The organism is Clostridium sp., from assembly GCF_036660475.1.
Classification (GTDB): Bacteria; Bacillota; Clostridia; order Clostridiales; family Clostridiaceae; genus Clostridium_J.
Genome location: NZ_JAVXAO010000009.1, coordinates 123814 through 149599, shown reverse-complemented (window position 1 = coordinate 149599; position 25786 = coordinate 123814). Strand labels below are relative to the sequence as shown.

24 protein-coding genes, 1 tRNA gene and 1 pseudogene are annotated in these 25786 nt (G+C 31.6%); 25 read left to right on the top strand and 1 reads right to left on the bottom strand.

The window, feature by feature from the left end; all coding sequences use genetic code 11:
* The 20 genes and pseudogenes from RSA29_RS13175 (at position 1) to RSA29_RS13080 (ending at position 18361) form a co-directional block, all read left to right on the top strand.
* Entirely contained in the window at positions 1-2844 is a 2844-nt protein-coding gene (locus RSA29_RS13175; RefSeq protein WP_346943901.1) for a penicillin-binding transpeptidase domain-containing protein, read from the top strand.
* A gap of 205 nt (positions 2845-3049) precedes the next feature.
* The gene (locus RSA29_RS13170; protein WP_346931866.1) at positions 3050-3682 is read left to right on the top strand and encodes a septum site-determining protein MinC; all 633 of its coding nucleotides are present in this window, start codon (positions 3050-3052) and stop codon (positions 3680-3682) included.
* Between the two features lie 16 nt (positions 3683-3698).
* Positions 3699-4508: a septum site-determining protein MinD gene (gene minD / locus RSA29_RS13165; RefSeq protein WP_346931867.1), complete on the top strand. Its 810-nt coding sequence runs from the start codon at positions 3699-3701 to the stop codon at positions 4506-4508.
* 2 nt (positions 4509-4510) lie between these two features.
* Positions 4511-4780 carry a cell division topological specificity factor MinE gene (gene minE, locus RSA29_RS13160; RefSeq protein WP_346931868.1) on the top strand — a complete coding sequence of 90 codons (270 nt, stop codon included), beginning with the start codon at positions 4511-4513 and terminating at the stop codon, positions 4778-4780.
* 101 nt (positions 4781-4881) lie between these two features.
* Positions 4882-5985 (top strand): rod shape-determining protein RodA, encoded by a 1104-nt coding sequence (gene rodA, locus RSA29_RS13155; protein WP_346943900.1) that lies wholly within the window; start codon positions 4882-4884, stop codon positions 5983-5985.
* Between the two features lie 10 nt (positions 5986-5995).
* Positions 5996-6364 (top strand): methylglyoxal synthase, encoded by a 369-nt coding sequence (gene mgsA, locus RSA29_RS13150; RefSeq protein WP_346931870.1) that lies wholly within the window; start codon positions 5996-5998, stop codon positions 6362-6364.
* Between the two features lie 193 nt (positions 6365-6557).
* Positions 6558-7373 (top strand): M23 family metallopeptidase, encoded by an 816-nt coding sequence (locus RSA29_RS13145; RefSeq protein ID WP_346943899.1) that lies wholly within the window; start codon positions 6558-6560, stop codon positions 7371-7373.
* A gap of 22 nt (positions 7374-7395) precedes the next feature.
* Positions 7396-8235 carry a site-2 protease family protein gene (locus RSA29_RS13140; RefSeq protein WP_346943898.1) on the top strand — a complete coding sequence of 280 codons (840 nt, stop codon included), beginning with the start codon at positions 7396-7398 and terminating at the stop codon, positions 8233-8235.
* Positions 8236-8401: 166 nt separating this feature from the next.
* The gene (locus RSA29_RS13135; protein ID WP_346943897.1) at positions 8402-10261 is read left to right on the top strand and encodes a TIGR03960 family B12-binding radical SAM protein; all 1860 of its coding nucleotides are present in this window, start codon (positions 8402-8404) and stop codon (positions 10259-10261) included.
* Positions 10236-10934: a TIGR03936 family radical SAM-associated protein gene (locus tag RSA29_RS13130; protein WP_346943896.1), complete on the top strand. Its 699-nt coding sequence runs from the start codon at positions 10236-10238 to the stop codon at positions 10932-10934. Before RSA29_RS13135 ends, RSA29_RS13130 begins: the two co-directional genes overlap by 26 nt.
* A 15-nt stretch (positions 10935-10949) precedes the next feature.
* On the top strand, positions 10950-12407 hold the full coding sequence (locus tag RSA29_RS13125; RefSeq protein WP_346943895.1) for a ribonuclease E/G: 1458 nt from the start codon (positions 10950-10952) through the stop codon (positions 12405-12407).
* A gap of 149 nt (positions 12408-12556) precedes the next feature.
* Positions 12557-12868 carry a 50S ribosomal protein L21 gene (gene rplU, locus RSA29_RS13120; RefSeq protein WP_346931875.1) on the top strand — a complete coding sequence of 104 codons (312 nt, stop codon included), beginning with the start codon at positions 12557-12559 and terminating at the stop codon, positions 12866-12868.
* A 2-nt stretch (positions 12869-12870) separates the two neighbouring features.
* Positions 12871-13218, top strand: a complete 348-nt coding sequence (locus RSA29_RS13115; protein WP_346943894.1) for a ribosomal-processing cysteine protease Prp — start codon at positions 12871-12873, stop codon at positions 13216-13218.
* 1 nt (position 13219) lies between these two features.
* Positions 13220-13522: a 50S ribosomal protein L27 gene (gene rpmA, locus RSA29_RS13110; protein ID WP_346931877.1), complete on the top strand. Its 303-nt coding sequence runs from the start codon at positions 13220-13222 to the stop codon at positions 13520-13522.
* Between the two features lie 331 nt (positions 13523-13853).
* Entirely contained in the window at positions 13854-15131 is a 1278-nt protein-coding gene (gene obgE, locus RSA29_RS13105) for a GTPase ObgE (RefSeq protein ID WP_346931878.1), read from the top strand.
* 13 nt (positions 15132-15144) lie between these two features.
* Positions 15145-15429, top strand: a pseudogene (gene yhbY / locus RSA29_RS13100) (ribosome assembly RNA-binding protein YhbY); the annotation flags it as partial.
* A 289-nt stretch (positions 15430-15718) separates the two neighbouring features.
* The gene (gene nadD / locus RSA29_RS13095) at positions 15719-16327 is read left to right on the top strand and encodes a nicotinate-nucleotide adenylyltransferase (RefSeq protein ID WP_346943893.1); all 609 of its coding nucleotides are present in this window, start codon (positions 15719-15721) and stop codon (positions 16325-16327) included.
* A 3-nt stretch (positions 16328-16330) separates the two neighbouring features.
* A complete protein-coding gene (gene yqeK, locus RSA29_RS13090) occupies positions 16331-16912 on the top strand; it encodes a bis(5'-nucleosyl)-tetraphosphatase (symmetrical) YqeK (protein ID WP_346943892.1) in 582 nt (193 codons plus the stop codon).
* A 56-nt stretch (positions 16913-16968) separates the two neighbouring features.
* Entirely contained in the window at positions 16969-17349 is a 381-nt protein-coding gene (locus RSA29_RS13085; protein ID WP_346931881.1) for a RidA family protein, read from the top strand.
* Between the two features lie 118 nt (positions 17350-17467).
* Positions 17468-18361 carry an RluA family pseudouridine synthase gene (locus RSA29_RS13080; RefSeq protein WP_346943891.1) on the top strand — a complete coding sequence of 298 codons (894 nt, stop codon included), beginning with the start codon at positions 17468-17470 and terminating at the stop codon, positions 18359-18361.
* 114 nt (positions 18362-18475) lie between these two features.
* Here RSA29_RS13080 and RSA29_RS13075 read toward each other — a convergent pair whose 3' ends face one another.
* Positions 18476-19771 carry a D-alanyl-D-alanine carboxypeptidase family protein gene (locus RSA29_RS13075; RefSeq protein WP_346943890.1) on the bottom strand — a complete coding sequence of 432 codons (1296 nt, stop codon included), beginning with the start codon at positions 19769-19771 and terminating at the stop codon, positions 18476-18478.
* A 107-nt stretch (positions 19772-19878) separates the two neighbouring features.
* Between RSA29_RS13075 and RSA29_RS13070 the strand changes: the two genes are divergently transcribed.
* The 5 genes from RSA29_RS13070 to RSA29_RS13050 all read left to right on the top strand — a co-directional run bounded on the left by RSA29_RS13070 (position 19879) and on the right by RSA29_RS13050 (position 25539).
* Positions 19879-20517, top strand: coding sequence for a ComEA family DNA-binding protein (locus RSA29_RS13070; RefSeq protein WP_346943889.1), 639 nt, complete (start codon positions 19879-19881; stop codon positions 20515-20517).
* 87 nt (positions 20518-20604) lie between these two features.
* Complete coding sequence (gene selD / locus RSA29_RS13065; RefSeq protein WP_346943888.1) at positions 20605-21633, top strand: selenide, water dikinase SelD; 1029 nt, start codon at positions 20605-20607, stop codon at positions 21631-21633.
* Positions 21634-21875: 242 nt separating this feature from the next.
* Complete coding sequence (gene selA / locus RSA29_RS13060) at positions 21876-23258, top strand: L-seryl-tRNA(Sec) selenium transferase (protein ID WP_346943887.1); 1383 nt, start codon at positions 21876-21878, stop codon at positions 23256-23258.
* A 200-nt stretch (positions 23259-23458) separates the two neighbouring features.
* Entirely contained in the window at positions 23459-25366 is a 1908-nt protein-coding gene (gene selB, locus RSA29_RS13055) for a selenocysteine-specific translation elongation factor (protein ID WP_346943886.1), read from the top strand.
* Between the two features lie 76 nt (positions 25367-25442).
* Positions 25443-25539: transfer RNA gene (locus tag RSA29_RS13050), tRNA-Sec, on the top strand.
* Positions 25540-25786 lie beyond the last annotated feature (247 nt).

Genomic DNA, 25786 nt, shown 5'->3' with positions numbered 1-25786 from the left:
ATGAGTACAAGGAAGCGTAATATAAGGAAAAATAGTGTAAGAAAAAGTAATAAAGATAAAGGAAGTCTTGAGCGATATAACATATTCTATGTGGGGATGGGAGTAATCTTTTTTATTATTTTAGGAAGATTACTTTATCTACAAGTAGTAATGGCTGAGGACTATAGAGAACAGGCAAATAGTAAAAACTATAAAAATGTGGCTAAGACTGCAGCTAGAGGTAATATTTTAGATAAAGATGGAAGTATATTAGCTACTAGTAAACAAAATTATGTTTTGCAGTTTAGTGAAACCACAGAAAGTAAGAAATACTTCTTTAAAACTATCACTAGGGCTTTAGATATATTGGATGAAAAAAATATACCTATGGTTGATGACTTTCCCATTATAGTAAATAGTAAGGGAGAGCTAGAATATAATTTTAAATCTGCAGATGAGGCTAATAGAAGGTGGCTAGAGTTAAGATTTAAAAGAGATAGAGGCTTTGATGAAGCTATAGTAAGAGAACAATTCGGAGAAGATAAAAAGGTTTCACAAATAAATCCTGAAGAAGCAAAGGTAGTGGATGAGTTACTTCTTCAAATTACTCCAGAAGAGGCATTTAGAACGTTGGAAAAAAATTATGATATAGTTAGGTACTATGAATTAGACCTAAAAGAAGAAAGAAAACTTATAGTGATTAAGGATGCTATAAAAATGCAAAGCTTTACTGGATATAGTCCAGTAGTTATAGCAAATACCCTTGATCAAGAAACTGCATTTATATTTGAACAATTACAGCCAGAATTGCCAGGAATAATTATAGATACCCAACCTATCAGATATTATCCAGAAGGTGAGCTAGGATCAGCATTTTTGGGATATATGTCTAAGATTAATCCGTGGGAACAGGCAAGATATGAAGAAAAAGGTTATGATATAAGTACAGATCAAGTAGGTAGTACAGGAATAGAAGGGGCTTATGAAAAGTATCTTAAAGGTTCTAAGGGGCAAGAAAGTATACAGATAAATAAGCAAGGGCGTAGGGTTAAAACCTTAGGTCAGGTTGAAGCTTATGCAGGGAATACAGTTAAACTAAATATTGACATGGATATACAGAGAGCAGCAGAACAAGCTTTAGATGATGCTTTAAAGGAACTTCAGAAGCTTGGTACGGCGTCAAATGATGCAGATACCACTAATGCTACCAGGGGAGCAGCAATAGCTATAAGAAACACTGGAGAGGTTTTAGCCTTGGCGAGTAAGCCTGGATTTGACCCTAATGTGTTTACGATTCCTGGTAAATTAACTCCGGAATTGTCAGAGGAGTATTTTAGTCCAAATTTAGAAATTAAAGGAAGAGAATATATTGACAAAAGAGGCTTAGCTAATAAATCAGGTATTTTAACTGATGAGGAGTTAAGAACATTAGGGTTAGATGAAAGAAAAGAAATACTTTTAAATAGGATATTTCCAATAGACCAAAGTATAGAAGGAAATACGACCATAAGACAAGATCTATATGATATATTCCCAAAACCATTCTATAATTATGGAACGTTATCGCTAGTACCTCCAGGTTCAACTTTTAAAGCAGTTACATCCCTTGCAGGACTTGAAGAAGGTGTTATTGATAAAAATACCTTAATAAATGATGTAGGTCAATATAAGAAAAATAACTATTCAGGTAATTGTTGGATATATAATATGTATCATGGTTCCCATGGTGCAATAAATGTTTCAAAGGCACTAGAGGTATCATGTAACTATTTCTTTTATGAAGTAGCGGATAGATTATATGAAAAAACTGGTGGAGATATAAATACTCTTGATTTTATTGCAGAGTACGGATGGAAGTTAGGCCTTGGAGTACCATCAGGTAGTGATTTAGCAGCAGCTACAGGTATAGAAATTCAGGAAAATTTCGGTCAAGTATATAACTATGAATCAAGTAAAAGTACTTTAGCAAGTGTATATATAAATAAATTAGTAAATTTTTTAGAGCAAGGAGTAAGCTCAAGGGCTGGACTTGCATCATATAAGCCGTTTGATATAGTACAACAAAAAGAAACGGGTAAGGGAAAAGAGTTAGACCAAATCAAATTAACAAATACAAAGAAAAAAGCCTTGGTGGATGCTATAAAGGAAGAAATTAAGAAAGACGAAAAATCTAGAGATGATGAAAATCTTGAAAGATTTACTTTCTTGGTTGAAGACATAATAAATACAAACCCTGAACTAAGTAATAGTGGGTATACAAAACAAGATATCAGTAGTATCGCTCAAGAGGCGCTTTATTGTGTTATTGATGGTTACAGTGATATTAATACACCTGCAAATGCCTATAATGCGTCTATTGGTCAGGGTATGAACCAGTTTACACCATTACAACTTGCAAGTTATGTTGCTACACTTTTAAATGGTGGAGATAGATATGAACTTAAATTGGTTGATGAAATAATAGATGGAGAAACAGGAGAGATAATTGAGGATGTTGAGCCTAAACTTATTAGTCAAGCTGAATTTAAGAAAGAAAATATAGAAATAATAAAACAAGGTATGAAAGAGGTTACAGGGGGAGAAAGTGGTACTGCTGCAGCTATCCTTAAAGATTTTCCAATCACTAATGGAGGAAAAACAGGAACCTCAAACATAATTGATGCTAAGAAACAGGGAGCGGTAGGAAGAGATGCTGCCGGTGTATATGTAGGATTTGCACCTTATGATAATCCGGAAATAATAGTGGTTTCAATTATTTATGATGGAGGACATGGTAAAGGTAATATTGCTAAAGCTATGTTTGAAGCTTATTTTAAAGAAGAGATATTAAAAATTAATCCTAGCTATGACTTTAAATATAAGTAATAAAAAATTAGGTTAATATTTTAAAAAGATAACAGGTGGGTTCGTTCCGTCTGTTATCTTTTTTAAAATATTTAAAGGAAAAGGTCATAAGACTTGAAAATATTTAGGTATTTCAACAAGAAACTTTAATTTTTAAGATATAAAGAAGGAATTTGGCTAGTGAATGTTGAAATAGTAAAAATATCTCGATATGTGGAGGTTGCATATGCAGGATGAAGGAATAAAATTAAAAGGTGAAAAAGATGGTCTTAATTTAAATGTAGATATTAAGAGATTTAGTTCTATGGATCACTTAATTGCAACTTTGAGAGGGAAATTAGATACCAGAAGGAAGTTTTTAAGTAATTCAAGCATAAAAATGACTATCGAATTAGCATATTTGGATGCTAGAGATTTAAGAACTATAAGAAGTTTTTTATATGATGAATTTACTATAAAGGATTGTACATTCGTTGATACTAGAGAAGTTAAGCTAAAAACTTTCAATGGTGTAATAGAGGGTAAAACTAAATTTGTTAAGAAAACAATAAGAAGTGGACAACGGTTTGAATACTCAGGGAATGTTGTAATTGTAGGAGATATAAATTCTGGAGCTGAGGTATATGCAGAAGGAAATATTATAGTTCTTGGAGTTATAAAAGGTTGTGTATATGCGGGTTCAACTGGAAATAATAATGCAATAATTGCAGCATTTGAACTAACGCCACAGATAATGAAGATATCTAATGTAATAACTAGGTCACCGGAGGATATTGGGAAGCCGAAATACCCGGAAGTAGCTAAAATAAAAAATGGAAATATTGTTGTAGAGCCATATTTGGTGAATAAATACATATAAGTGGAGGTATTGTTAAATGGGAGAAGCTATCGTAATAACATCTGGTAAGGGTGGAGTAGGTAAAACTACGACTACGGCAAATATAGGAACGGCTTTAGCATCGATGGACAAAAAAGTAGTTGTAATTGATGGAGATACAGGACTTAGGAATTTGGATGTGCTTATGGGACTTGAGAATAGAGTTGTATTTACACTTCTTGATGTTATAGAAGAAAAATGTAGATTAAAGCAAGCGTTAATAAAGGACAAAAGGTTTAGCAATTTATTTCTTTTGCCAACAGCTCAGACTAGGGATAAAAATGATGTAGACATAAATGAAATGCTAAGAATTGTAACGGAGTTAAAAGAGGAATTTGACTATGTAATCCTAGATTGTCCTGCTGGTATTGAACAAGGTTTTGAAAATGCAATTGTAGGTGCTGATTGGGCCATAGTAGTTGTAAATCCAGAGATTACATCAGTTAGAGATGCAGATAGAGTTATTGGAAAATTAGATGCAAAGGGTATAGAAAGACATGAGCTTATAGTCAATAGAATGAATTTTGAAATGGCTAAAAATGGGGATATGTTAACTATAGAAGATATAAAAGAATGTTTAGCGATTAAAGTTATAGGAGTAGTACCAGATGATAGAAAGGTTACAATTTCTACAAATAAAGGAGAACCTATAGTTTTAGATAGTTCAGCTTATGCCGGACAAGCATTTAAAGATATTGGCAAAAGAATTTTAGGTGAGGATGTTCCTTTTATAGATTTTGATGAAATATACTGTCCAAAGGGATTTATGGGGGCAATAAAAAAGCTATTTGGAGGAGGTAGGAACTAGATATGGACTTATTTAAAATTTTTTCAACAAAAGTATCGTCAAAGGATATTGCAACGGATAGATTAAGATTAATTCTTGTTCATGATAGGGCAACTATTTCACCGGATTTTTTGGAGAATATTAAAATGGAACTTCTTAAAACTATATCAAATTATGCAGAGATAGACAGTGGAGAAGCAATAGAAATTAGACTGACTACCAGTGATGAATATCAAGGTAGTTCTCCATCGCTTATAGCAAGTATACCTATTAAAAAAGTTAAGGCTAGATAGTATGTAAAGCTGTGTTTTTCATGGCTTTTTTTTTGTCTTATGTTATAATGAGTACATATGTAAGGATTGAATTATAACATATTTGGAGGAATGTAAAAATTATGAGATTATTTTCGAACTTTAAGATAAATAACAAGCTTGTAAAGAATATTGATTTTGGTATTTTAACCGTAGTAGTTTTAATTGTACTATTTGGAATAGTTAATATATATTCAGCTATTGGAGCTGATTACGCTAAATTACAATTTTATTGGCTGATTATAGGACTTGTAGCAGTATACTTTATATTGACAGTGGATTATGTGCAGTTATTAAATTATGCACCTTTACTTTACTGGGCAGCAGTAACCTTGCTATTTATTAATGATGTTACTGGAAAGACTGTTAATGGTGCTAATGCATGGATTAGCATAGGACAAAGAGCTATACAACCGGGAGAATTTGCCAAGATCGGTATGATTGTAATGGTGGCTAAAGTTATTGAAGATGCTGAGGGTGAAATAAACAATGTAAAAACTCTATCTAAAATTGCATTTTATGCTGCAATACCAATGATTCTAATAGTTATACAGCCAGATATGGGTCTTACCATGGTATCTTTTTTTATCATGCTTGGTATAGTGACTATAGCAAACTTGGATTGGAGAATAATAGCAGGTGGATTAACTTCAATTTCAGTAGCTATTATAGGAATATGGAATTCACCGATAATGAAGGAATATTGGAAGATAAGAATATTATCAGTATTTGATCCAAAAAAATATGAATTGAGTGAAGGATTACAATTAATTCAATCAAAAATAGCAATAGGTTCTGGTGGGATATTTGGGTTAGGATTTATGAATGGAAAGCAATATAAGTTTGTACCAGAAAACCATACAGATTTCATTTTTGCTGTAATAGGTGAGGAATGGGGACTAATGGGTGCGATATTCCTATTGAGTTTATATGCTATACTTTTATATAAGCTTATAAACATTGCAAAAAATTCCAAGAATTTAGCAGGAAGTGTTATAGTCATAGGAGTTGTAGCTTCATTACTATTTTCTATAATACAAAATATAGGGATGACCATAGGAATTCTTCCTATATCAGGAATAACATTACCCTTCGTAAGTTATGGTGGAAGTTCTATGTTAACCAATTTTATTTCTTTAGGATTGGCTTTAAATATAGGGATGAGGAAAAATAAAATTAATTTTTAGGGGGATGTATATGAGAGTTGCATTAGTTGCGCATGATAAGAAAAAAGATGATATGATTGATTTTGCTAAAAGATATAGAGGGGTGTTAGAAGGTCATGAGCTATATGCTACAGGAACCACAGGGAAACTTCTTAATGAATTAGTTGGGCTCACAGTTCATAGATTTTTATCAGGACCATTAGGTGGAGACCAGCAAATAGGAGCAAAGCTTGCAGAAGGAAACATGGATATGATAATTTTTCTGAGAGATCCATTAACAGCGCAACCTCATGAACCGGACGTAACAGCGCTTATAAGGCTTTGTGATGTTCATTGTATACCACTTGCCACAAACCTAGGTAGTGCGGAAGTATTTATGAAAGCGCTAAGGGCTAGATAGATTTAAATTTATTAGAAAATATAAATCATAAGGTTTTTAGGACCATCGTTAAGAGAACATAGTAAATAATAAGTATAAAATAAGCTTCAATGGAAATTGAGGCTTATTTTTATTTTTTGGATTATTTTCATAAATTGTAAAGTTTTTAATATACATAGATTAGTAAATATAAAACCAATGAGGGGGAATTTTAGTGGGTATTTATAATGAATATTATGAAAAATATTATTCGGGTATAAAAAAACAGGGGAATAGCAAGGGGTATGTACCACAAAGATATAGTAAAAATAAAAATGGTAAAAATGTAAGTTATAAAGGTGACATTAAAAATTATTTTCCGATTTATCTTAATGTTATGGGGAAAGGGTTTGCAAATATATTTATTATTCAAGCCGCGGTTGTAGTTGTGCTTATTATAGGGATATTAGCAGCTAAAGTATATCCAGGTGGATCCATAAGTAAAGCGTGTGATAAGGGTATAGCATATATAAACCAAGGTGTTTTTGATAAAGGTACTATTAGTATGGAAAATATATCAGAAGTATTTACTTTGGAAAATGCATCACATCTATTTAGTAAGGAAAATGTAATACAAGTATTTAATGAAGTTAAATCCTTTGTAACGATGGAGGAGAGTAAAGAAGAATATATAAAGGCTAATTATACATTCCCAGTAATGATTAAGGAAGGTAATAAAGTTAGTGTTGAGGGTAGTAGATTGTTAGTGGGAGTAGTAGATGAGGTTGAGATAAAGTCGGCATATGCAGGTAAGGTTAAATCAGTAACTTCAGGTGATAACATAACTGTGCTTATAGCTCATGGAGATGGAATTGAAATAGAATATGGAGGATTAAGTGAGGCTACAGTTACAAATGGAATGGAAGTAAATTCAAATGATAAGATTGGAAAATCTGTTTATGAATTAAATAGCGAAGTAAGTATAGAGGTATTTTATATGGGGAGTGTATTAAATCCTGGAAAGTGTTTTAGTTTAGAAACTATGGAGTAGCAATATTACTAGGGGGCAGCCGTTGATACGAATTAATAAATACTTTATACCGTATATAATATTAATATTAATTGTAGGCTTTAAAAGTAAGTTAACTATAGGATTTATAATAATAATGATACATGAAGGTATACATTTAATAACAGCTAGAATACTAGGTTATTCTGGCTTTTCTATAGATATTTTCCCAATGGGAACATCTTTAAAGTTTAAGGAGTTAGAAGAGGCAAGTCCTAAAGATGATATTATCATATCTTTAAGTGGACCTATTGGGAATTTTTTAATTGCAATAGTCAGTTATTTTATAGGTAAATATTATTCAATATCTTGCCTTATAGAGTTTGGAAATTACAATTTAGTTATAGGTATATTTAATCTTATTCCGGCATTTCCTTTAGATGGTGGTAGAATACTAAGAAGTCTCTTAAATTTAAAGCTTATATTTAAGAAGGCAAATAAAGTTTCTTTAAATATAAGTATAGTAATTGGATATATATTTGGAGGGCTATTTTTAATAGCTGCATACAAAGGGGATTTAAATGTAAATCTTGCCTTTTTTTCTGTGTTTATATTGACGATTTCTTATAGGGAAAAGAGGAGGATAGCGTATATAATTATGGGATATATTATAAAGAAAAAAGAAAAATTTATACGTAGAGGATATTTAGAAAATAAGAACATGTCGGTGTATTATAAATTAAATATATTGCAAGTAATAGAATTAATAGATAAAAACAAGTATAATGTATTTACTGTATTAGACGATGATATGAATGTACTAGGTATTTTATATGAGGAGGATATACTAAATGGCATAAAAGAACTGGGAAATATAACTCTAGAAGAGTTATTAGAAAGCTAAAGTGTGTTAAAAGGGTATTTAGTCATAGTAAGTATATCAAATCTATTGTTTAAAAGTAGTTAGTTACTTGAAATATTATGTGCTTATGATAAAATGAATAGTTGAATTAGGTATGTAAAATAATGATCAGTTATTTAGATATACCCTAACTTAAGGAGGATACAAAATGAATAAAATTTCAGATGATATTCTATATAGAGTCGAGAAACCGGCAAGGTATATAGGGGGAGAGTTAAATTCTTATAATAAAGATAAAAATAATGTAGATATTAGATATGCATTTTGCTTTCCAGATGTTTATGAAGTAGCAATGTCACATCTTGGAACAAAAATTTTATATTATGTAATGAATCAGCGAGAAGACACTTACTGTGAAAGGTGCTTTGCTCCATGGCCAGATATGGAAAAATTACTTAGAGATGGAAACATACCACTAGGCACTCTTGAAAGCAAAGATTCACTTAGAGATTTTGACATATTAGGATTTACATTACAATATGAGATGAGTTATACAAATATACTTAACATGTTAGATATGTGTGATATTCCACTTAGAGCTTCGGAGAGGGGCGAGGAATACCCGATAGTTATGATGGGAGGGCCTTGTGCCTATAACCCAGAACCACTACATGATATAGCAGATGTGTTTGTATTAGGTGAAGGTGAAGAGGTTACTAATGATATCTTAGATGTTTATAAAGAGATGAAGGGTAAACCAAAGGCCGAGTACTTAAGAGCAATTTCAAAAATAGGTGGAATTTATGTACCTTCTTTATATGATGTAACTTATAAGGAAGATGGAACAATAAATGAAATGACACCTAAATATGAGGATGTGCCTAAAACAGTTAAGAAGAGAATAATTACAAACTTCAATGAAAATACATTCCCAGAAAAATTCATAGTTCCATACACTGAAATTATCCACGACAGAATAGTTATGGAGACGTTTAGAGGATGTACAAGAGGATGTAGATTCTGCCAAGCGGGAATGATATATAGACCAGTTAGAGAAAAAAGTACAGAGAAGCTTATGTCAGAACTAGAGATTCTTATTAAGAATACGGGATATGAAGAAGTTTCGTTAAGTTCTTTAAGCATATGTGACTATTCAAATATACAAAATCTTATATTTTCAATAATTGAAAAACATGGAAAAGATAAGATTGGTGTTTCTATACCATCTATTAGAATTGATGCGTTTTCAGTAGATCTTATAAAAGAAATACAAAAGGTAAGAAAAACGGGACTAACTTTTGCGCCTGAGGCTGGAAGTCAAAAAATGAGAGATGTAATTAATAAGGGAGTAACTGAAGAGGATTTATTAAAATCAACTAGAAGTGCCTTTGAAGCGGGTTGGTCTACAATTAAATTATACTTTATGGTTGGACTTCCTTATGAAACTGTAGAAGATGTAGTTGGTATAGGTGATCTTGCACAAAAGGTTGTAGATGAGTATTTCAATGTACCTAAAGAGGTAAGAAAAAGAGGGTTAAGAGTAACAGTTAGTACTTCTATATTTGTACCAAAACCATTTACTCCATTCCAATGGGCTCCAATGAATCAAATGCCAGAAGTAAAAGAAAAGATTTCTAGCCTTCGTGATTCTATTAAGAGTAGAGCTATTAACTATAACTGGCATGACTCACCACTTAGCTACTTAGAAGCAGTATTTGCAAGAGGTGATAGAAGGTTATGTGATGTACTTATAAAAGCATTTGAAAAGGGTGCTAGATTTGATGGTTGGGGAGAATACTTTAACTTTGAACTTTGGATGGAGGCCCTTGAAGAATGTGGTGTAGATGGAGATTTCTATGCATACAGAGATAGAAGCTATGAAGAGATACTTCCATGGGACTTCATAGATATAGGTGTAAGTAAAAGATACCTAATCAGTGAAAATGATAAGGCTAAGGAGTTAGTTCTAACACCAGATTGCAGACAACAATGTTCAGGGTGTGGAATAAATACTAGTTTTAAGGAAGGGAAGTGTTTTGACGGTGCGTTATTTAATAAAATACAGTAAGGAAGGCGAGATTAAGTTTGTATCTCACCTAGATTTAATGAGAACAATACAAAGAGTTATAAGAAGATCAGGATTACCTATAGAGTATTCAAAGGGATTCAATCCTCATATGACTATATCTATAGCACAACCATTATCCGTAGGGGTATATTCTATAGGTGAATATCTAGATGCCGTACTTACAGAAGAACTTTCAGAAAATCATATTTTAGATATGTTAAATGAAAATTCAGTATCTGGGGTTAAATTCTTAGAGGTTACAAAAGTAGAGAAAAAAGAGGGTGTGAAGAGTCCTCAAGCTATGGCTGCCATCGATGGTGCAAAGTATATAATGAAAATTAAGCTAGAGGATGGAGTGGTTGCAGACTTTAATTCTATAATGTCACTTCCAGAGTGGGAAATTTTAAAGAAAACAAAATCTGGAGAAAAGGAAGTTGATATAAAACCATTAGTTAAAGAATTAAAGCATTCAATAGAAGATGGAGTATTAACATTAGAAGCTATTATATGCTGTGGAAGTAGAGAAAATCTATCTGCTAGTTTATTATGTGACTTTGTTAAAATTCACTTAGAGGGTGTAAAGGAAGATACCTTTGTTGATATAAAAAGAATTGAAATGTATGGGCTGAAGAATGAAAAGTTAGTTCCATTAAGTGAGTTCTTTTCAGCATAACTAGGAGTTGGTTTCGTGAAGAATATATTTATTGAAAGACAAGAATCATTATTAAAGGTTGCAATAAAGCAGGGAGACATTCTAAGAGAATGTTTTGTTGAGGAAGAAACTAATAGCCCCAAAATTGGGGATATATATAAGGGTGTAGTGAAAAACATTGTACCTGCTATGCACTGTGCCTTTGTTGATATTGGATATGAGAAAAATTGTTATATGTCAATTGAAGGGAAATTACATGGAAATACACCTAAAAAAGGTGACGAAGTCATGGTTGAAATAGTAAAAGAGGAACTTGGTAAAAAAGGGCCCAAAGTTACTGAAAATATATCCATTCCAGGAACCTATGTAGTACTAACTAATGAACATAACCGTTTTGAAATATCAAGAAAGATAAGAACCCCTAATTTCAAGGAATTAATAGAAGAAAACTTATTAAAGCCTGATGAGCTTGGGGTTGTTATTAGAACGAAAGCAGAAGGTGTAGATTTTACTACCCTTAAAGCTGAAGTTGATGAATTGGTGGATAGGTATAATGAAATGCATAACAAGTTTATTTACTCAGCTAAGGTTGGCCCTTTATACAAGGATAATGGAATACTAAGTAGAGTTATGAGGAATTTCACTGATGGCGGTGCAAATATAGTTGTAGATCATTTAGAAGACTATAACTACTATAAGGATTTAATTGAAAAGAAAAAAATAGCTAATATACAGGTAGAACTCTATGAAGGAACTCTATCAATATTTGATAATTATCTTATAGAAAAAGAAATATTAGTGCTAAGACATAATAAAATAAATCTTACTAGTGGTGGGAACATTGTAATAGACCATACTGAAGCTATGACAGTAGTGGATGTTAATACGGCTAAAAATACAAAATCTACAACTGCGGAGAATACTATTTTAATAACAAATAAAGAGGCAGCTATTGAGATAGTAAGGCAGATAAGATTAAGAAATCTTGGTGGTATAATACTTGTAGATTTTGTAGATATGAAATCTGTAGAAGATAAAAATCAGGTTATTGATATATTAAGAAAAGAATTTATAGATGACAAAAATAGTCCTAAAGTATATCCATTTACAGAATTAAACTTAGTGCAAATAACTAGAAAAAAATATGGTAAATCCATATGTGATTATGTGTTTAAGCGATGTGAACAGTGTAGGGGTAGGGGACAAAAAATTTCATTGGAATATCTTCTAAATATTCTAAAGGGAAAAATAAGAAAAATAAAAGACGAACAAGACATTAAAAACATTTATATAGAATTGGATTCTATATATGAAAAAGAAATAAAAAATAATGTCTTTGAATTTGCGCTAAAGTTAGATGCTTTAGATTGCGACATATTTATAAAGTTTGAAGAACGTTTATATAACTTCAAAATTGAACCCGTGGTATTTCATAGTCAGATTGAAACTATAGAGAAATTAAAGGTTTTTTCAGGTAAACTAAAGCCAAGTTAAAATAAAAAACTATAAAATTTTAATAAGCTTCTTTACAATGGTTGGACTATGTGATAGAATGTCATTTGTAGACCGCACACATAAGGTTCTTAAAAATAACTTAAATGTTATACCTGAGATGGCGAGACTGGATTGAGGAGGTGTATTTAATGTACGCAGTTATACTTACTGGAGGAAAACAATACAGAGTTCAAGAGGGAGACGTATTATTCGTTGAAAAACTTGAAGCTGAGGTTGATACAACAATAGAATTTGATAAAGTTCTAGCAGTTGGAAAAGAAGAAGGTTTAGTAATTGGAAAACCTGTAGTTGAAGGAGCTAAAGTTGTAGCTAAAGTTGTAGCACAAGGAAAAGCTAAGAAAATTATAGTTTTCAAATATAAGCCAAAGAAAGATTACAGAAAGAAACAAGGTCATAGACAACCATTTACTAAAATTGCAATTGAGAAGATAGAAGCTTAATTATGATTAGTATAGATTTTAAGCGAAATGATAATATGCTAGTATCGTTCCATGTGGATGGTCATGCTGAATATTTCGATTTAAATGAAAACATCACAATTTATGATGATGTTGTTTGTGGAGTTGTAAGTAATCTAGCACAGGTAACTATCTTAGGAGTGTTAGAAGTGCTAAAATTGAAACCTACATATATCGCAGAAGAAGGAAATATAGCATTAGATGTATCTAAGTTATCGGCTGTGGAAATAAAAAGTACACAAGTCTTACTTGAAACGATGTTACTAGGATTAAAGAATTTAGAAATAAATTACGAAAAATATATTAAAGTTATAGAAGAGGAGGTGCAGTGATATGTTACTAATAAACCTTCAGTTATGTGCCCACAAAAAAGGGGTAGGTAGCTCTAAGAACGGTAGAGATAGTGAATCTAAGAGATTAGGGGCTAAACGTGCAGACGGACAATTTGTACTTGCAGGAAACATCCTTGTAAGACAAAGAGGAACAAAAATTCACCCAGGAAACAATGTTGGAATAGGTGGAGATGATACTCTTTTCGCTAAGGTTGATGGAGTTGTAAGATTTGAAAGAATGGGTAGAGACAGAAAAAAAGCTAGTGTTTATCCAATCGATGTAGAAGTTGCAATAGCCGAATAGTTTATAAGGCACCCGGAAGGGTGCTTTTTTATGTCATAGGTGGACTATGTTATAAAAAAACATCCTTTAGGTGAGAGTCTAAATCTTTGATTTAGCGCTTCAGCTTACTCATTTGAATATATATGACAATGAGCTTCCTTTAAAGTTTTAAAAACTATAATTAAATTTTAGAGCTTAAACATAGGAACAAAGTGAGAAGGGGTTTGAAGTTTAAATAAATAATACAGATTTATATGTAAAATTAAGATTTTGGTAAATACTAATATTAATAGGTTTATGAAAAATCATTAAAAATATCCTAGGATATTTTGTTAGGAAGGTGAAATTAATAATGTTTATAGATACGGCGAAGATTTTTGTACAATCAGGTGATGGTGGTAATGGTTCAATCCACTTTAGAAGAGAGAAGTTTGCACCGCTTGGAGGTCCAGATGGTGGAGATGGTGGAAATGGTGGTAGTGTTATATTAGTTGTAGATAGCAATATGACAACACTTCTTGATTTCTCTTATAATCGTAAATTCATTGCTCCAAATGGGGGTAAAGGTGAAGGTTCTAAGTGTTATGGAAGAGCTGGAGAAGATCGTATAATAAATGTTCCTATGGGGACTATTATAAAAGATTTTGAAACAGACAAGGTTATGTGTGACTTAGCTCATGATGGTGATACATATGTAATTTGTAAAGGTGGAAAAGGTGGAAAAGGAAATGCTAAATTCTGTACACCTACAAGACAGGCACCACAATTTGCAGAACCAGGAATGCCAGGAGAAGAGAGATGGATAAAGTTAGAGCTTAAGCTTTTAGCAGACGTTGGACTTTTAGGATTCCCGAATGTAGGTAAATCAACTCTTTTATCAATGGTATCAAAGGCAAGACCTAAGATAGCTAACTACCACTTTACTACAATTAAACCAAACTTAGGTGTAGTATCAATCAAAGGAGTTCAAAACTTTGTAATTGCAGATATTCCTGGAATTATAGAAGGAGCTGCTGAAGGTGTAGGATTAGGGCTTGAGTTCTTAAGACATATAGAAAGAACTAGAATGCTTATACATGTAGTTGATATATCTGGAATTGAAGGTAGAGATCCAATTGAAGACTTCAAGAAAATAAATGAAGAGCTTAAAAAGTATAGTGTAAAGCTATGGGATAGACCGCAAATAATTGCAGCTAATAAATCAGATATGCTATATGATGAAGAGGTTTATGAGAACTTTAAAAAAGAATTAAATGCTATGGGTTACGATAAAATATTTAAAATTTCTGCAGCTACAAATGAGGGTGTAGATGATCTTATGAAGGCAGCAGCAGAAATGCTTACAACAATTCCAGTTAAAGAGCTTGAAATTAAAGAAGAAGACAGATTTATTCAAGAAGCGAAGAGATTTACTTACGAAATAAATGAAGTTGAAGAAGGAATATTTGAAGTTTCAGGAACATTTGTAGATAGATTACTTAACAGTGTTAATATAAATGATCCAGACTCACTAAGATACTTCCACAAGGTTTTAAGAAATAAAGGAATAATAGACGAATTAAAGAAAATGGGAATACAAGATGAAGAAATTGTTAGATTAAATGATTTCGAATTTGAGTACTTACTATAATTAGGGGGATAAAATGATAACTACAAAACAAAGAAGCTACTTAAGATCACTTGCAAATAAACTAACACCAATATTTCAAGTTGGTAAGGGTGGAATAGAAGATAACTTTTTAAAACAAATAAATGAAACATTAGATACAAGAGAATTAATAAAAATAAAAACTCTAAGCAATAGCGGAATTACTGCAAGAGAAGCTTCAGAAATTATATGTGAAGAATTAAGATGCGAAGGTATTCAAGCGATAGGAAGCACAGTAGTTATATATCGTCAATCTAGAAAAAATCCTGTAATAGATTTAGAAAATTTGACAATAATAACTAAAGAGAAGGTTGTAGAGTCAAAAAAACAGATAATGATAAGAAAAAGTGAAAAAAGAAATGAGCAAAGAAGAGCTGAATTCAGAAATAAGCAAGCAAGTAGAAAAAGTAGCAAAAAAAAGTAAATAAATAAACAAATTTTAGAGGAAGTAGTACTTCCTCTAAAATCATATTATATATAATTATCCTCAATAATTTTAAATTCCAAATTCCAAGATATTATTGGTAAAACACTTGATATATGGTATTATTGTTTAAAGAGGTAATAACATGAGAAAAGCAATTTTTGGAGGAACCTTTGACCCTATACATATAGGACATATTCATATTGCATATGAGGCCTTATATAAGTTAGGTGTGGATGAAATTATATTTATGCCAAATGGACACCCACCTCACAAGAGAAGTAAGGTAGTTACTAAAGAAAATATTAGATATGAAATGGTTCTAGCGGCCATTGAAAAAGAGAAAAAATTTACTGTAAGTGAGTATGAAATAAATAATCGACAATTAAGTTATACATACAACACTTTAATGTATTTTAATTCTTTAGAACCAAAAACTAGTTGGTATTTTCTTATTGGTGTTGATAGTTTAATGACAATTACACAGTGGAAAAATATAGATATTATATTGGGAAACTGTAATTTAGTTGTGTTTTCTAGAACTGGTTACACTATGAATGGTGTTTCTGAAATGAAAAAAAATTTAGAAAAAAAATATAATAAAGAAATAATATTTTTGGAAATGCCTCTTTTAGATGTATCTTCCACAGATATTAAGGAAAAGATTTCACAACAGAAAGTAGTTAGTTATCTTCTGCCTAGAGGAGTTGAAGATATAATTAACAAATATAATTTATATAGAAATAAGGTGTAGCATATGTGGCATGAGAGTAAAGTAAAAGAATATATAAAGATTCATCTCACAAAGGATAGATATAATCATAGTCTCGGTGTAATGAAAACAAGTGAAGAACTTGCGATGTATTATGGGATCGATCCAAGTAAAGCAAGGATGGCAGCATTATGTCATGATTGTGCTAAATATTTTTCTGCAAATGAACTTATTAATAAAGCTAGAGGCAGTGGTCAGATTATTTCTAGTGTATACTATAAATCACCACAGCTTTTACATGGAATAGTAGGGGCATATATTGCAAAGGAATTATTTCATGTAGAGGATGAAGATGTATTAAATGCAATAAAATATCATACTACAGGGCGAGAAGCAATGTCTACCCTTGAAAAGATAGTTTATATTGCTGATTGCATAGAGCCTGCTAGAAGTTATAAGGGTGTGAAGGAACTTAGAAGTTTAGCATATGATGATTTAGATAAAGCTCTTTTAAAATCCTTTGAGGATACAATAATGTATATATTATCTAGAGGTTCAATAATACATGTAGACACCATTAAAGCTAGAAATTATTTATTAATGAGCAAAAAACTTAATATTAACTAGATATACTATATAGTATCTAGAAGATATATAATAATTTAATTTGGGGAGGCAATAAAATGGAGAAGATGATAATAAACACAGAAAAGGCGCCAGCGGCATTAGGACCATACTCACAAGCAGTGAAGGTTGGGAATTTAATATATACTTCTGGACAATTGCCAATAAATGAAGCTGGAGAGCTCGTAAATAATGACATACAAAAGGCTACAGCAGTATGCTTAGATAATGTTAAAGCTATACTTGAGGAAGCTGGAACATCTTTAGATAAAGTTGTTAAAACATTAGTATTTATAAAGGATATGAATGATTTTGCAGCTATGAATGAAGTATATGCAACGTATTTTACAGCAAATCCACCAGCTAGATCTTGTGTGCAACCAGCAAAATTACCAAAGGATGCTTTAATTGAGATTGAAGTAATTGCAATAGTAGAATAATAAAGATATTAGCTTCACAAAGAATTTACTTATTAAGTAAAGAAACTAATTCATAAACGGTTAACTATTAAGCCTCCATTTATGGGGGCTTAAATATTTTAAAATAGAGGTGGCACTGATGAGCGTTATTACATATAAAGTTGGAACAGAAGGACATGGCGTAAATATAAGAAACTATATGAAAGATACATTAAATCTTTCAGGAAGATTTATAAGAAATTCAGCTATGGATAAAAGAGTAAAGGTAAATAATAAGGAAATTAAACTTAGTTATAAACTTGCTCAAGGTGATATTATTGAAGTGGCTGTAAATAAAGAGGAAACTCAAAATATTGAAGGTGAAAATCTAAATATACAAGTAATCTATGAAGATGATGATTTATTAATAGTTAATAAACCACCATTTATGGTAGTGCACCCAACGAAGAATCATCCAGGGGGAACACTTGCAAATGGAGTTATACATCACTTTAGATCAAATGGGGATAATTCGATTGTAAGGTTAGTAAGTAGATTAGATAGAGATACCTCAGGTCTGATAATGATAGCTAAAAATCAATTTTCACATATGAATTTAGCTAAATCAATGGATCAAGACATGATTGAAAAATCATATTTAGCTGTGGTTCATGGAAATATATCAAATGATACTGGAACAATAGATTTACCCATAGGTAAGCCAGAAGATGATGCGATAAGAAGAAGGGTATTAGAGGATGGTCAGAGGAGTATTACTCACTATGAGGTATTAGAAAGGTATGATGATTCAACCTTTGTAAAATTAAGGTTAGAAACGGGAAGAACCCATCAAATACGAGTGCATTTAAGTCATATAGGATATCCTATATATGGTGATAGCTTGTACTGTGAACTTGATGATAGTGATAAAATACAGCGCCAGGCACTCCATGCCTATGCATTAACGCTGCCACATCCACGTAGTGGAGAGATTATGAAGTTTACTAGTGAAATACCTGAGGATATGAAGAAATTAATAGAATTAATGAATTAGATTAATATTATAGATTCTTTGGTAGGTTTTAGATGAAAAATTAAAAATAAAAAACTGAGGAATCTACTGTTATAACATAGTAGATTCCTCAGTTTTAAATATAGATAATTTATACTAATATCTTTTTTTATAAGAGGTATCAGAAGAAAATAAAGCTTTCCTTTTCTTAGCTAAACTTCTTTTCTTAATAACACGTGAAGTAAATATTAAAAATATTATAGATCCAAGTATGGAACCAACTATAATAAAAAATAACTTAGTGTAATTTATAGTATTGTTACTTTCAGTTAATAAATTACCGATAACAGGGAGTATCTCTTGAGAATAGTTACTATTACTCACTATGTTTGAATTGTATGATTGATTCTTATATTTAGCTGATACAGTAGTAACAATATCACCTTTATCAAAGAATTTATTATCTAGATTGGTTTTATCGATAGTTATAACTGGGGTAGAAGAATCGGTTAAATCTCTAGCGTAAAATATATCTGAATCTGCAAGTAGCGGTATTATTGATCCGTTAGAGGTTTCATAGGTACCTAGTTCATCACCCTTTGAAAATAATTTTTCAGTTTTGAAGTTTTCGAAGGCCCAATCAAAGAGTTGAGGTGTTTCTCTAAAATAAGCTTTTTTCTCATCATATAGAATAGAAACTATAAATCCTTGATCACCTCTTTTGGCAGAAGCTACAAAAGAATGTAGCGATTCGTCGGTATAACCAGTTTTTCCAGCTATTACATCAGGATAATAATATGCATAGTAATCATGAAGTAATTTGTTATCATTCCAAAGTGGGCGTGGTTCTTTGAAAATGTTGGTTGGTTCTAACTGCTTTGATTTTGTTTTAGATATCTCAATATATTTAGGATGTTTTAATAATTCTCTCTCGATTAGAGCTAGGTCATAAGCCGTAGTTCTATGTTTTTCATCATATAGTCCATGGGGATTTACAAAATTAGTATTTTGGCACCCAAGTTCTTTAGCTCTTTTGTTCATAAGGTTTGAAAACTCTTCCACAGAACCGGAAATATGTTCAGCAAGTGCAGTTGCACAGTCGTTAGCAGAAACCATTATTACTGAATATAACATGTCTTCTACAGTCATTTGCTCAGTTCTGTCGATATAAATTTTTGAACCTTCGATAGTTGGAGGATAATCCCCAACGGTTACCACTTCATTTAAACTAAGATTTTCTAAAGTTAAAAGTACGGTCATTAGTTTTGTTGTAGAAGCTGGTGGATATTGAGTATTTTCTTCGGAACCATACAAAACTGTCCCTGTTTTAGCATCCATAACAACTACACTTTTACCAGTGACTGAAGGAGGATTAGTAGAAGCGTATACATCGCTAAAATTAAACAATGTTATAGCAAAAAATAATAACAGTGTAAATAGATATTTTCTCATAAAAATCTCCTTAATAAATATAATAATTTATTATAACAAAAAAAGAATTATTTTTCGATAATAAATTATAGAAAAAATGGATAAAATAATACAAAGAGGTGGTTTTTATGAAAATTAGGGAGAAAATAATAGGTTCTATAACTATACTAATTCTTAGTATAGTATTTTTAGGTTTTGGATATTTTTCTAGTAAGGAGAAAAATGAAGATTATCAAGAAATATTTGCAGAAAGTAATGTTGATGGAAATGAAGATAAAGCAGTGGATGAAGAGAAGCAAAATTCAGAAGTAAAATCAATAATTGTTGTAGATATAAAGGGTGCAGTTAAAAATCCTAAAGAATATAAACTTGATAGTGGCGCTAGAGTTAGAGAGTTAATACAGGCAGCGGGTGGGTTAACAGATGATGCTGATGAAGGTAGGATATATTTTTCAAAACTGTTAGAAGATCAGCAATGTATTAAAATATATCGAGTAGGTGAGGAAGATGGGGAAGCTGTGGAAGTAGAAACTGATGGAGTGGCAACTACAAGCGGAGGTATAAATTCTAAGGGAAAGATAAATATTAATAAAGCTACACTAACTGAACTTCAAACACTTTATGGAATAGGAGAAGTTAAAGCTCAAAGTATAATTGATTATAGGGAGGCGAATGGAAAGTTTAATTCCGTAGATGATTTGGCAAATATAACGGGAATAGGGGCGAAAACCGTGGAGAAATTAAGAGATAAGGTAGACATAAAATGAGTATTAGTATAAAATTATTAAAGAATTAGTATAAGGCATATATTTCATGTGCTAAAATTAAACTATAATTTCAAGGAGGTAAAACAGATGGCAAAAAGACTTACAGAACTTTCTAAGACCTCTGGTTGAGCGGCTAAAATAGGGCCGGAGACCCTTTCAAAGATACTAGATAAATTACCTAAAATGTCAGACGAGAATTTATTGGTAGGTATAGAAACTTCTGATGATGCAGCGGTGTATAAGCTTACAGATGATATAGCAACAATTCAGACCTTGGATTTTTTTACACCAGTAGTAGATGATCCATATACCTTTGGGGCAATAGCTGCAGCAAATTCTTTAAGTGATGTCTATGCTATGGGGGGTAAACCTACAGTAGCTATGAATATTGTATGTTTTCCTAACTGCCTTAACATTGATATATTAGGTGAAATTTTAAAAGGTGGAGCTGATAAAGTAATAGAAGCTGGAGCCGTAGTAATAGGTGGACATACTGTTGAAGATGATGAACCAAAGTTTGGATTATCCGTTATGGGACTTGTTCATCCAAATAAAATTTTAAAGAACCATGGATGTAAGGTTGGAGATGTATTGATATTAACGAAACCTATAGGTACTGGAGTGGTAAACACAGCTATTAAGGCAGAACTTGCTTCCAAGGAAATTTATGATGAAGCTGTAAAGGTTATGACCACCTTAAATAAGTATTCAGGTGAAATTATTGTGGATTACAAGGTTAATGCTTGTACAGATGTTACTGGATTTGGAATAATGGGCCATGGATATGAAATGGCAGTAGCTTCAGATATAACAATTAAATTATTTAAGGACAGTATTCCAATAGTTAAAGGTGCTAAAGAATATGCAGAGATGGGATTAGTACCAGCAGGAACTTATAATAATAGAAACTATCTAAAGGGAAAATATGAACTAATAGATGTACCACAGTGGCTTGAAGATATTTTATTTGACCCTCAAACTTCAGGTGGACTTCTAATATCTACATCTAAAGATCAAGTAGAAGATATGATGAAAAGATTAATGGAACTCGAGATAAAATCTGCAGTAATTGGAGAGGTAATTGAAAAAGGTCAGGTTCCAATTATAGTAGAATAGAACTCTTGTCGTTGTAATAATCATATACATTTGCCATAGTTAAATTTCAATTATAGTAATATTTTAACTATAGTGGGAAATTAATTGTAGGTAGAACTAATAAGAAGATAACAGTAATATCTTGAAAATAATATTTATAGTAGCTATATTTTAAGTAAACAGTAATATTAAGCTTAAATTAAGATGGCTACTAGAACATAACTTTATATGGAGATATTAAGAGAGTAAGTGGGGAAAGTTAGATGAATAAAGAATTATTAAGAAAACTACCTAAAATAGATGAGCTTTTAAAAGAAGATATAGTAAATAGTCTAATAATTAAGAATTCAAGAACTATAGTATTAGAAAGTCTTAGAGAATCTATAGACTTTTATAGAAATGGCATACTAAAGGGAAGTGTAGAAAGTTTAACTACGGACCAGGTTTTAGATTTTGCCATTCACACATTGAATAGCAAAAATAAGATGCATCTTGAAAGAGTTATAAATGCTACTGGTACTGTAATACATACAAATTTAGGCCGTTCCTTACTAGGGAAAAAAGTTATGGAAAGTGTATTGACGGTTGCAGGAAACTATAACAACCTTGAATATGATATTGAAAGTGGGAAAAGAGGTTCAAGATATTCTCACATTGAAGAGATTATAAAGAGGATTACAGGGGCAGAGGCTGCCATGGTAGTAAACAATAATGCAGCGGCTATAATGCTAGTATTAGATACTTTAGCGAAGGGTAAGGAAGCCATTGTTTCAAGAGGTGAATTAGTCGAAATCGGAGGTTCCTTTAGAATACCTGAAGTTATGAAGTTTAGTGGCGCAAAGCTAGTTGAAATAGGTACTACGAATAGAACACATCTTTATGACTACGAAGATAATATAACAGAAGATACAGGAGTGCTTCTTAAGGTTCACACCTCTAATTTTAAAGTTTTTGGATTTACAGAAGCTGTATCCATTGAAGAGTTAGTGGCACTAGGAAATGAAAGAGATGTTCCAGTAGTTGAAGATATAGGAAGCGGAGTCCTTATAGACTTTACAAAGTATGGATTTACCTATGAACCTACAGTACAAGAGAGTATAAAAAAGGGAATTGATGTAATAACCTTCAGTGGAGATAAAATGCTTGGAGGACCACAAGCTGGAATTATTGCAGGTAAAAAGAAATACATAGACATGATGAAGAAAAATCAAATAACTAGGGCTCTAAGAGTAGATAAAATGACATTAGCGGCTTTAGAGGGTACTTTAAAATACTATATAGATGAAAAGGATGCTATAGAAAATATACCATCTTTAAATATGATTTTAATGCCAAAAGAAGAAGTAAAGAAAAAATGTATACTTCTAAAAAGAAAGCTTCAAAACAAAACAGTAGGGTTTGAATTTGCTATAGATATGGGAGAATCCATGGTAGGTGGAGGATCTATGCCTACAGAAAAGATTCCAACCTATGTAATTAAGGTAAGTAGTGATAAATTTTCACCACAGGAGATGGAGGAAAAACTAAGACTTGGAGAAATACCACTAATTACAAGAGTATACAACAATGAATTAGTTTTAGATGGAAGAACTTTATTTAAAGATGATTTTGATGAAATAGTTAAGTGTTTCATAGATTTGAAATAGTTTAAATATATTTAGAGTAGCGTTAAAATAGGCTTTAATATCATTCAGTGAAGATGATATTAAGACTTAGGTATCTTAAAATAAATAACAAGTCAAACATACTGACTTATTTATTTTTTTAAGATACCTTAATTAATACTTGGGCTAAACTTAACAATGAAGCATACCCATATACTGGTTTGAAAGGAAGAAAAAAATATATGAAGCACATAATTATAGGTACAGCAGGACACATAGATCATGGTAAAACTACATTGATAAAAACACTTACAGGAAGAGAAACTGATACTTTGAAAGAAGAGCAAAATAGGGGAATATCAATAAATTTAGGGTTTACTTATTTTGATTTACCATCAGGTAGAAGAGCAGGAATAATTGATGTTCCAGGTCATGAAAAATTTATAAAAAATATGTTAGCTGGAATAAGTAGTGTAGATGTAGTACTTCTTGTAATTGCTGCAGATGAAGGTATAATGCCTCAGACAAGGGAGCATTTTGAGATTTTAAAGCTGCTTAACATTAAAAAAGGAATAGTGGTATTAACAAAAGCTGATTTAGTTGATGAAGATTGGATTGAAATGATAAAAGAGGATATAAAAGAAGAGTTCAAAGGAACCTTCTTAGAAAATGCCAAAATTCATCCAGTTTCATCTAAAACCAAAATGGGATTTGATGATTTAATAAAGGATATTGACGAAATCACAGAAGAGGTTGAGGCTAAGGATACAGAAGGACACTTTAGATTGCCTGTAGATAGATCCTTTAGTATAAGTGGGTTTGGTACTGTTGTAACAGGAACAATTATAAGTGGTAGGATATCAATTGGAGATACTGTGGAAATATATCCTTCTAGAGTTAAAGCTAAGGTTAGAGGCATAAGAGTTCATGATATTCCTTCAGAGCTTGGAGAGGCTGGACAGAGGTGTGCAATCAACCTTGCAAACACAAAGGTTGCAGATGTGCAAAGAGGCGATGTAGTGGCTAAAGAAGGTATTATGGAGCCATCCCTAATAATAGATTGCAAACTATATCATATAAAAACTGCAGAAAAGTCAATAGTAAGTAGACAAAGGGTAAGATTATATCATGGGACAGAGGAAATACTTTGTAGAATTGTTCCATTAGATATGGAAGAAATTAAACCAGGTCAGTGGGCATATGTGCAGCTAAGGCTAGAAAAACCACTTACAGCTCAAAGAAATGATAGATATATAATCAGAAGTTATTCTCCAATGACCACAATTGCAGGGGGAACTATTATAGAGCCTAATGCGAAGAAGTCTAAAAAGGTAACTGCTGAATATATTAAAGAGTTAGAGCTGAAAGAAAGTGGAAAAACAACTAATATTCTTGAAAATGCTGTGAAGAATCTCAGTGATACTTATCCAGATGCTGTAGCTATTTTAAAGAGCTTAGGAAAGAATATGGAAAATATAGAAGAAGAACTAGATAAATTAGTATTAGAAAATGTGATAATAAAATTAGATGGTGCTGATAGTCATATATTTATCCATGGAGAATTTTTAAATCAAAGAAGTAAAGATTTAAAGAATCTTCTAGAAGAATTCCATAAAAAAAACCCATTAAAGTTTGGTATGTCAAAGGAAGAGGTTAAGAATAAAATCTTTACTAAAAAGCTTAAACAAAGAAATTATGACGATATTTTAAATATCCTCTTAGATAAAAAAACTATAAAGGTCAGTGAAAAATTTGTATCCTTATATGATTTTAATGTAACACTTACTAAAGAGCAGACTAGGATGAAGGATAAAATAGTAAATGAATTTAAAACTTTAAAATTCTCACCGCCAAAATATACAGATTTAAATCAAGATGAGAAGGATAAGGCTGGATTTAAAATGGTATATGAGTTATTACTAGATGATGAAACTTTAATAAAATTAAATGAGGATTGCACTCTTTTAAAGGAAGATTATAAAGAGGCTAAAGAAAAGATTAAAAATTGCATTAATGAAAATGGCTCTATATCAGCAGCCACCGCAAGGGAGCTCCTAGAAACTAACAGAAAATATGCCATAGCCATATTAGAGCATTTAGATAGCATAAAAGTCACAAAACGTGTAGAAAACGACAGAATTTTATACTAATATAGTGAAAAATCAAGTATTATAATAAAAAATACTTGATTTTTACTCTATTGGATATTATAATACAAATAGACATGGGAGTAGATAGGTGCTGGTGTGCCTGCCGGTCTTCAAAACCGAGTTGCCGTGCTAAGACCACGACGGGTGAGTTCGATTCTCACATATTCCCGCCAAATAGATAATAAGGTTTGAAAGTTAGTTATACCAATAGGTAGCTGACTTTCAAACCTTATTTTTATGCAAAATATCCAATGTAGCTAATGGGAAGGACAAAAGGAAAGAAGCAGTAGATATAATTTGTGGCAATTAAAAGGTGATATATATAGCATATAAGGCTCCATGTGGTTAAAATGTGTAAATGCTTTATATTTAATTATGAATAAATGAAGGGGAGTTTGAGGAGTTCGTTAAGTATATAGG